An 8,953-nucleotide genomic window follows, 5' to 3' on the forward strand; every position below is an offset into this window, starting at 1 on the left:
ATTGACATATCTTAAAAGGGTAATCAGTTGTATTGGTCCTTTTTCATATGGTACTATTTACTATAGTTTTCTCGCTTGGGAGGAGGTAGGCAATGAACCGAATTTTTCGTAATGTCATTTTTTATTTCCTGATATTCCTGGTGGTAATCGGAATTGTCGGAGTATTTAATGGACAGAACAATCAAGAAACAGAATATAATGTCAATGAGTTTATGCAGAAATTGAACAATGGTGAAATTTCAGATATGACCATGCAGCCCTCTAATGGTGTTTATCGTATAACTGGAGAATTAACCGGCGAAGAAAACGAAACATTCATCACCAATGTTCCGGATAATCCTGACATCGTTGCCGGTATTACCGATACAGCAACCGACCAGGGGATACTGAATGTTGAAGAAGAGGAGCAACCAAGCGGATGGGTAACATTCCTTACCACGATGATTCCGTTTGTTATTATATTTATCTTATTCTTCTTCCTGTTAAATCAGGCGCAGGGCGGCGGCAGCCGAGTTATGAACTTCGGTAAAAGCAAAGCCAAGCTGTACAGCGAAGAGAAGAAGAAGGTCAGATTTAAAGATGTTGCAGGTGCCGATGAAGAGAAGCAGGAACTGGTAGAGGTCGTGGATTTCTTAAAGGATCCTCGTAAGTTTGCCAATATCGGGGCAAGAATTCCGAAAGGGGTTCTGTTGGTCGGCCCTCCGGGTACAGGTAAAACCTTGCTGGCACAGGCCGTTGCCGGAGAAGCTGGCGTGCCTTTCTTTTCCATCAGCGGTTCCGACTTCGTGGAAATGTTCGTAGGTGTCGGTGCTTCTCGTGTTCGTGATTTGTTTGAGAACGCTAAAAAGAATGCACCGTGTATTATTTTTATCGATGAAATAGATGCAGTCGGCAGACAGCGTGGAGCTGGTGTCGGCGGTGGTCATGATGAACGTGAACAAACATTGAATCAGCTTCTTGTCGAGATGGATGGTTTCGGGGAAAACGAGGGCATTATCATAATCGCCGCCACAAACCGACCGGACATTCTCGATCCAGCCTTATTGCGTCCAGGGCGTTTCGACCGGCAAATCACTGTCGACCGGCCTGATCTTAAAGGCAGGGAAGAAGTACTGAAGGTTCATGCCAGAAACAAACCGCTGGATGATTCCGTTGACCTTAAAACGATTGCCATGCGGACACCAGGATTTTCCGGTGCCGATTTGGAAAACCTGCTTAATGAAGCGGCGCTTGTTGCTGCGAGAAGCGATAAACCGAAAATCGATATGCTTTCCGTAGATGAAGCAATTGACCGTGTCATTGCAGGACCTGCCAAGAAGAGCAGAGTCATTTCCGAGAAGGAACGAAATATTGTTGCCTACCATGAGAGTGGTCACACCATCATCGGAATGGTACTGGATGATGCAGACATGGTCCATAAAGTAACAATCGTACCACGCGGCCAGGCTGGTGGATATGCGGTCATGCTGCCGAGGGAAGATCGTTACTTCATGACAAAACCGGAATTGTTGGATAAAATCACCGGACTGCTAGGCGGCCGGGTTTCGGAAGAAATTATATTCGGCGAGGTCAGTACCGGAGCCCATAATGACTTCCAGCGTGCCACTAGTATAGCCCGTAAGATGGTTACCGAGTATGGCATGAGTGATAAGATCGGCCCGCTGCAATTTGGCAGCTCGGGTGGACAGGTATTCCTGGGAAGAGATATGCAGAACGAACCAACTTACAGTGATGCAATCGCTTATGAAATCGACCAGGAAGTACAGAACTTCATCAATCAGTGCTATGCACGTGCAAAAGAGATTCTGACGGAAAACAAGTCCAAGCTCGAGTTGGTAGCTAAAACCTTGCTGGAAGTGGAAACACTCGATGCCAGCGAGATAAAATCGTTATTTGAAGAAGGAAAAATGCCTGACAAAGTAGTTTCCGAGCAAGATGGAAATGTACAAGACCAGGATGAGAATTCCGAAACGAAGGATATGAAAGTGAATATCCAAACAAAATCAGAAGACGAAGCTTCTCATGACAATGCAGAAGACAATGCTCCTGACCAAAATAAAAATAACGATTGATAATTACGCCCTCTTTGAAGTGAGACAAAGAGGGCGTTTTTCTATACAAAACGGTTGGGCGCCTGTCAGGAGTCGAATGATGTGTATATGTCTACGAAATCGATTATAGTAAGTGGGTACGTGAATTTCTCTGCTGGATTCTGGTTTTTGTTTTAAAAGTGGGGAATACAAATACCGTACTGGTTTTAAGTATAATGAACAATCACCTATAAGCGGTGGGATATACAGACAGGGCTCGTTTACTGGCCCTTTTTTGGCTGGTTTGCCTGGTGAATGATTTGAGGTAGAGTTTCGTATGGGGCCCGTGGGTGGTGGTGACGGACCGCTTCCATCCCATCTATTCGGCCTTTAGTTCATTTGGTTTTTTAGCCGGACGCAAATATTTAAGCTTTAAAGGAGAATGATGCAAGATGAGTGACTATTTAATCAAAGCAACAGCTTTTAACGGGACAGTGAGAGCATATGCTGTTCAGTCCACAGAAACGGTTGAAGAGGCCAGAAGGCGTCATGACACATGGGCGACAGCTTCTGCCGCATTGGGGAGAACTATTACCGTTACCTCCATGATGGGAGCGATGATGAAAGGGAATGACAAACTGACAGTCAAGCTCGAAGGCGACGGACCGGTGGGCCCGATTATCGCTGATGGCAATGGACAAGGGGAAGTTCGAGGGTACATTACTAATCCGCATGTGGATTTTGATTTAAATGCAAAAGGAAAACTGGATGTAGCTAGAGCTGTCGGAACGCAAGGAAGCTTGAGCGTGGTCAAGGACCTCGGTTTAAAGGAGCACTTCACAGGCCAAGTTCCGATTATTTCGGGAGAGGTGAGTGAAGATTTCACTTATTACTTTGTGAATTCCGAGCAAATCCCATCAGCAGTAGGAGCAGGTGTTTTGGTTAACCCGGACCATACCATTCTTGCCTCGGGCGGATTTATCCTGCAAGTGATGCCAGGCGCAGATGATGGCACAATCGATCAATTGGAACAACGAATCAATAGTATCCCGCCTATTTCCAGCCTCATAAGGGACGGAAACACACCGGAGGAAATTTTAGAGAAATTGATCGGGACAGAAAACCTGAAAATCCATGAAAGTCTGCCTGTCCAGTTTAAATGTGAATGCTCAAAAGAAAGAGTGGAAAACGCTCTGAAAAGCCTTGGAGAGGAAGAAATAGATCAAATGATCAAGGAAGACGGCGGAGCAGAAGCTACGTGCCACTTCTGTAACGAACAGTATCATTTTTCAGCAGAGGATTTAGAGGTTTTAAAAACAGAAGAACAATAAAGAAAAGGGAGGAGCAGGAAAGGCTGCTTCTGCCTTTTATTATTTGCATCTATAGGACGTGTAGAAGGGTTTGTTGGTTCTTTTTCATAAGGAATGCGGGTATATGATTTGCTTTATATGAATAGTGTTAATTATCTGTCTATAGGTGGCGGATTAGTTGACTTTTAGCAGTGTATTCATTACATTGAGTATAAATCCAACAAATATAGTGGGAATTGGGAGTGGTAAATAATGAAGGTAGCGCAATCCATAGCAGAATTGATCGGCAATACTCCGATTGTAAAATTGAATCGGACGACAGATGAAGATAGTGCAGAAGTATATGCCAAGCTGGAATTCATGAATCCTGGAAGCTCTGTTAAGGACAGAATTGCCCTTGCGATGGTAGAGGCTGCTGAGGAAGAAGGCCTTATAAAAGAGGGAGATACACTGATCGAGCCCACTAGCGGTAACACTGGAATTGGGCTGGCGCTGGTAGCCGCAATCAAAGGCTACAAAGCCATTCTGGTCATGCCTGATACGATGAGTATGGAGCGGCGCAATCTTTTGCGCGCTTATGGGGCGGAACTAGTGCTGACTCCTGGAGCTGAAGGAATGAAGGGTGCGATTAAAAAGGCGGAAGAGCTTCAAGAGGCGAACGGTTACTTCATGCCGCAGCAATTTAACAATGTGGCAAACCCCGCCGTTCACGCACGCACAACCGGCAAAGAAATTGTTCAGCAAATGGGCGATCAGCTTGATGCCTTTATTTCTGGTATAGGAACCGGCGGTACTATTACCGGTGCCGGCAAAGTGTTGAAGGAAAAGTATAAAGACATTAAGATTTATGCCGTGGAGCCAGAAGCTTCTCCGGTTCTATCGGGCGGTAAGCCTGGCCCGCACAAGATACAAGGTATCGGAGCAGGTTTTGTTCCGGAAGTCTTGGACACCGATGTTTATGATGAAGTCATCCAGGTTAGCAACGAGGATGCTTATGCTACGGCAAGGGAAGCTGCTAAAAAGGATGGTTTGCTTGGCGGGGTTTCCTCCGGAGCAGCTATTTATGCAGCAAAACAGGTTGCCAAAAAACTTGGAAAAGGTAAAAAAGTTCTTGCGGTCATCCCTAGTAACGGGGAAAGATATCTTTCTACACCGCTTTACCAATTTGAAGATAACGAATAAGTACCAGTCAGCGCCTCCGCTAAGTCATGCGGAGGTGCTTTTTTTGAAATGGGTGCTCGTGCTTTTCTTTGGTCGACTCTCATCGCTCGCGGCATGAAGAATTTCCTTATTTGCGGTAGAATAGGAGTAGATACATACAGTCCGTGAGAAAGAAGGAATACTTATGTCTTTTATCTTAAACACCAAAGTGAAGCAATATAACATGAGCAAGCAAACATTAGTAATGGGAATATTGAATGTAACTCCGGATTCTTTTTCCGACGGGGGGAAGTACAGCGAGGTTGCCGCAGCTGTTGAGCAAGCGGTTTTAATGGAAAAAGAAGGGGCGGATATCATCGATATAGGCGGAGAGTCGACCCGGCCTGGTTTTACCCCTGTAGCTGTCCAGGACGAAGTCGATCGAGTGGTACCCGTGATTCAAGCAGTAAAAGAAGCAGTTGACATTCCGATTTCTATTGATACTTATAAATCAGAGACAGCAAAAAGAGCTTTGGAAGCAGGGGCCTCGATACTGAACGATATATGGGGAGCCAAAAGGGATCCGGAAATGGCGAAGGTGGCAGCTGCTTTTGATGTACCGATTGTTCTCATGCATAATCGCGATAACACGGATTATGGTGATTTGATTGAAGATATGAAAAAGGACTTGCGAGAAAGCATTACTGTTGCCTTGGAATCGGGCGTTAGGAAGGAAAATATAATTCTTGATCCAGGTATCGGATTTGCCAAAACGTCGGATGATAATTTAGTAGTACTGCGCCATCTTGATCAATTCAGAGAACTGGGTTTTCCTATGCTATTGGGAACATCTCGTAAATCGATGATTGGTAAAGTGCTGGACGTCCCTGCACCGGAAAGGGATGCAGGGACAGGTGCGACAGTTTGCTACGGTGTTAGCAAAGGGGCTGCAGACATTGTCCGTGTCCATAATGTCAAGATGATTAAAGATATGACTAGAATGATGGATGCGATGATGGGGAAAGGAGACAACGGAATTGGATAAAATATTTTTGAATAAGATGGAGTTTTATGGCTATCACGGACTTTTTCCCGAGGAAAGAAAGTTAGGGCAACGTTTTTATGTCGATTTGACATTGGAAGTCGATTTAAAAGCAGCCGGTGAAACGGACAGCATGGACGCGTCCATTGATTATGGGCAGATTTATCAAATAACCAAAGCGGTTGTCGAAGGAGAAGCAAAACAACTGATAGAAAGTGTCGGCGAAAAAATTGCCGCGGGTTTGCTTGAAAGGTTTGCCAGATTGCAAGCTTGTAAGGTGAAAGTCATAAAACCGGATCCCCCTATTCCGGGACATTATGACTCAGTGGCAATTGAAATTTACCGGGAGCGTTCCTGATGAATACGGCCTATGTGGGTCTGGGGTCCAACATCCAGCCAAGGGAAACTTTCTTGACCGAATCCGTTCAAGCGTTGGAAGACCATCAGCAAATTATCGTGAAAAAAAAGTCGGACATTTATGAAACCCTGCCAGTTGGTTACACGAAGCAAGACAACTTTTTGAATATGGTGGTGGAGTTAAAAACAGACCTTTCTGCCTGGGAATTGTTGGAGTACTGCCAGTCTATCGAAAAAGAAAAGGGAAGAAAAAGGGAGGTGCGCTGGGGTCCCCGTACAATAGACCTTGACATTTTGCTTTATAATCAAGAAAATATTAAAACAGAGCAATTATTTGTACCTCATCCGAGAATGCACGAACGAGCTTTTGTACTTATACCTTTGCAGGATGTAAATCCAGACGCAATTATTCCTACTCAAAACAAAAGTGTTTCAGCAATTCTTGATGAGCTGCCGACAACGGAGAAAAAGGGAGTTGCGCGATGGCTGGGAAAGAATGGGGAAGAAGGGTAAAGGCATATCGAAAGCTGAAAGGATATACACAAGTCCAGTTTGCCCGAAAGCTTGGTGTTTCGGTATCTGTAATAGGGGAAGTAGAGCGGGGGACTCGCATGCTGAGCGATGAACTGCTCCGCCAGATTACGGACGTGCTGGAGATTTCTGCTCAGGAGCTGGCACCTGAACAGGATAAACATAAGTACAGACATCCAAAAACAGATGTCCATGTTTAACATAGGTATGATTCTTTTGGCCAAAGTTGATCCGTAACAGTGTTCCAACGTTGACACTTTGCAGCACCTTTTCTATACTGAAAATAAAGAGAAAATGCTGCCAGTGCTTTGCTGGCAGTTTTTTCATTATCGTTATAATACAACAGAACATCGTCTTCTACTGTATAGCAGTATGGCGGCCGGGTTATGAATGAGAAATAGAGGATAAATAACAAATGGAGTGAGACCAATGACAGAAGAGTTGAATGACCAGCTGCAGGTACGCAGGGAAAAATTGCAGCATTTACAAGAACAAGGCCTGGACCCATTCGGTACTAAGTTTGAACGGACTCACCTGGCCGAGGAAATCAAACAAGCATATGATGGCTTTTCCAAAGAAGAGCTGGAAGAGAAAGAAGCAGAAACCACCATCGCCGGCCGGATTATGACAAAGCGAGGGAAAGGAAAAGCTGGCTTTACTCATATTCAAGATCTTAGTGGTCAAATACAATTGTATGTCAGAAAAGATAGAGTGGGCGAGGAAGCATACGAATTGTTCACGACTGCGGACATCGGTGATATTATCGGTGTTACAGGAACCGTGTTTAAAACCAAAGTCGGGGAGTTATCTGTCAAAGCAAGCGAATTTCAAATGTTGACCAAATCTTTGCGCCCGCTTCCGGATAAATTCCATGGGTTGAAGGATGTTGAGCAACGTTATCGTCAACGTTACTTAGACTTGATCACCAACCCGGAAAGCAAGGAAACATTCCTTACCCGTAGTAAAATCATTCAATCAATGCGCAGATACTTGGACAGTAATGGCTTTTTAGAAGTAGAAACGCCGATGATGCACGGCATTGCCGGAGGTGCATCTGCGCGTCCGTTTATAACACACCACAATGCGTTGGATATTCCTCTGTACATGAGAATCGCAATAGAGCTGCATCTGAAGAGGCTGATTGTCGGCGGCATGGAAAAAGTATATGAAATCGGCAGGGTATTCCGTAATGAAGGTGTCTCCACCAGGCATAATCCGGAATTCACTATGCTGGAGTTATACGAGGCATATGCTGATTTCCATGACGTGATGTCATTGGTTGAAAACATGGTAGCGCATATAGCGAAAGAAGTGCTGGGTTCCACAACTGTCAAATATGGAGATAATGAAGTGAACCTGGCGCCGGAGTGGACAAGGCTTCATATGGTGGATGCCGTTAAGGAGTATACGGGTGTGGACTTCTGGAAGGAAATGAGCGATGAAGAAGCAAAATCGTTAGCCAAAGAGCATGGAATCGACATTAAGGACAACATGACTTTCGGACACATTGTCAACGAGTTTTTCGAGCAAAGGGTGGAAGAAAAGTTGATCCAACCTACCTTTGTATATGGACATCCCGTGGAAATTTCTCCACTTGCCAAGAAAAACCCTGAGGACGACCGTTTCACCGATCGATTTGAGTTGTTTATTGTAGGTCGAGAGCACGCAAATGCTTTCTCTGAGCTCAATGATCCAATAGATCAAAGGGAACGTTTTGAAGCGCAGGTAAAAGAAAAAGAACAAGGCAATGATGAAGCGCACGAGATGGACGAAGATTTCCTGGAAGCGCTGGAATACGGAATGCCGCCGACAGGCGGATTGGGAATCGGCATCGATCGGCTTGTCATGCTGCTTACAAACGCGCCATCTATCCGCGATGTTCTGTTGTTCCCTCAAATGAGAAATAGAGAGTAGTACCAAAAAGGCAGGTTGCTAACGGCGACCTGCTTTTTTCTATCTTGTTACTTTCAAAGTGTTTCCATTAAATCCCTTGTATTCTTCTCTTGATTTACGATAATAATCATGGTAAATTATTAAACGTTGCGTTAATCGCTAACTCATTTACACAAAGCCGAAAACAATTATTGACTTTGTTGCTGATAATTGTTATAATAATTAAGTTGCCGTTTTAATTGAACGGTAATCAGGCGAACAAGCATTATAAAAAACTCTTGACTTTTCATTTGAGAAACGATATAATGTTTAAGCTGCAGATGACGACGCAGCTGTCAATTTGATCTTTGAAAACTGAACAAAACAACCAGTATGTCAAGCAAGATATACAAGCTAGTTTTTGAACGAGCAAGCAAGCTCAACTATTATGGAGAGTTTGATCTTGGCTCAGGACGAACGCTGGCGGCGTGCCTAATACATGCAAGTCGAGCGCGGGAAGCAGGCGGATCCCTTCGGGGTGAAACCTGTGGAACGAGCGGCGGACGGGTGAGTAACACGTGGGCAACCTGCCTGTAAGATCGGGATAACTCCGGGAAACCGGGGCTAATACCGGGTAATACCTTTCTCCGCATGGAGAAAGGTTGAAAGGC

Annotated in this window: 8 protein-coding genes and 1 rRNA gene; all 9 read left to right on the forward strand. The window is 44.7% G+C overall.

The genetic code is table 11. The features are described 5' to 3' along the window. Window positions 1-92 precede the first annotated feature (92 nt). A complete protein-coding gene (gene ftsH / locus ABVF09_RS18750) occupies window positions 93-2,072 on the forward strand; it encodes an ATP-dependent zinc metalloprotease FtsH (RefSeq protein WP_035426420.1) in 1,980 nt (659 codons plus the stop codon). Between the two features lie 410 nt (window positions 2,073-2,482). Then, window positions 2,483-3,361: an Hsp33 family molecular chaperone HslO gene (gene hslO, locus ABVF09_RS18755; protein WP_026569008.1), complete on the forward strand. Its 879-nt coding sequence runs from the start codon at window positions 2,483-2,485 to the stop codon at window positions 3,359-3,361. 231 nt (window positions 3,362-3,592) lie between these two features. Then, window positions 3,593-4,522 (forward strand): cysteine synthase A, encoded by a 930-nt coding sequence (cysK, locus tag ABVF09_RS18760; RefSeq protein WP_200865428.1) that lies wholly within the window; start codon window positions 3,593-3,595, stop codon window positions 4,520-4,522. Window positions 4,523-4,685: 163 nt separating this feature from the next. Further along, window positions 4,686-5,525, forward strand: a complete 840-nt coding sequence (folP, locus tag ABVF09_RS18765; RefSeq protein ID WP_026569010.1) for a dihydropteroate synthase — start codon at window positions 4,686-4,688, stop codon at window positions 5,523-5,525. Beyond that, complete coding sequence (gene folB, locus ABVF09_RS18770) at window positions 5,518-5,880, forward strand: dihydroneopterin aldolase (RefSeq protein ID WP_026569011.1); 363 nt, start codon at window positions 5,518-5,520, stop codon at window positions 5,878-5,880. Before folP ends, folB begins: the two co-directional genes overlap by 8 nt. Beyond that, complete coding sequence (folK, locus tag ABVF09_RS18775) at window positions 5,880-6,392, forward strand: 2-amino-4-hydroxy-6-hydroxymethyldihydropteridine diphosphokinase (RefSeq protein ID WP_026569012.1); 513 nt, start codon at window positions 5,880-5,882, stop codon at window positions 6,390-6,392. Before folB ends, folK begins: the two co-directional genes overlap by 1 nt. Further along, the gene (locus ABVF09_RS18780) at window positions 6,362-6,610 is read left to right on the forward strand and encodes a helix-turn-helix domain-containing protein (RefSeq protein WP_026569013.1); all 249 of its coding nucleotides are present in this window, start codon (window positions 6,362-6,364) and stop codon (window positions 6,608-6,610) included. The genes folK and ABVF09_RS18780 overlap by 31 nt, the downstream gene beginning before the upstream one ends. A gap of 229 nt (window positions 6,611-6,839) precedes the next feature. Next, a complete protein-coding gene (gene lysS / locus ABVF09_RS18785) occupies window positions 6,840-8,324 on the forward strand; it encodes a lysine--tRNA ligase (RefSeq protein ID WP_153461773.1) in 1,485 nt (494 codons plus the stop codon). A 403-nt stretch (window positions 8,325-8,727) separates the two neighbouring features. Continuing rightward, a 16S ribosomal RNA gene (locus ABVF09_RS18790) occupies window positions 8,728-8,953 on the forward strand; the annotation flags it as partial.

This window comes from Sediminibacillus sp. JSM 1682029 (genome assembly GCF_041366435.1).
Taxonomy (GTDB): domain Bacteria; phylum Bacillota; class Bacilli; order Bacillales; family Amphibacillaceae; genus Sediminibacillus; species Sediminibacillus terrae.

Coding starts and splice junctions, on each gene's coding strand:
- ABVF09_RS18780 (WP_026569013.1), top strand. CDS start 6,362: ATGGCTGGGAAAGAATGGGGAAGAAGGGTAAAGGCATATCGAAAGCTG.
- folP (WP_026569010.1), top strand. CDS start 4,686: ATGTCTTTTATCTTAAACACCAAAGTGAAGCAATATAACATGAGCAAG.
- lysS (WP_153461773.1), top strand. CDS start 6,840: ATGACAGAAGAGTTGAATGACCAGCTGCAGGTACGCAGGGAAAAATTG.
- folK (WP_026569012.1), top strand. CDS start 5,880: ATGAATACGGCCTATGTGGGTCTGGGGTCCAACATCCAGCCAAGGGAA.
- ftsH (WP_035426420.1), top strand. CDS start 93: ATGAACCGAATTTTTCGTAATGTCATTTTTTATTTCCTGATATTCCTG.
- hslO (WP_026569008.1), top strand. CDS start 2,483: ATGAGTGACTATTTAATCAAAGCAACAGCTTTTAACGGGACAGTGAGA.
- cysK (WP_200865428.1), top strand. CDS start 3,593: ATGAAGGTAGCGCAATCCATAGCAGAATTGATCGGCAATACTCCGATT.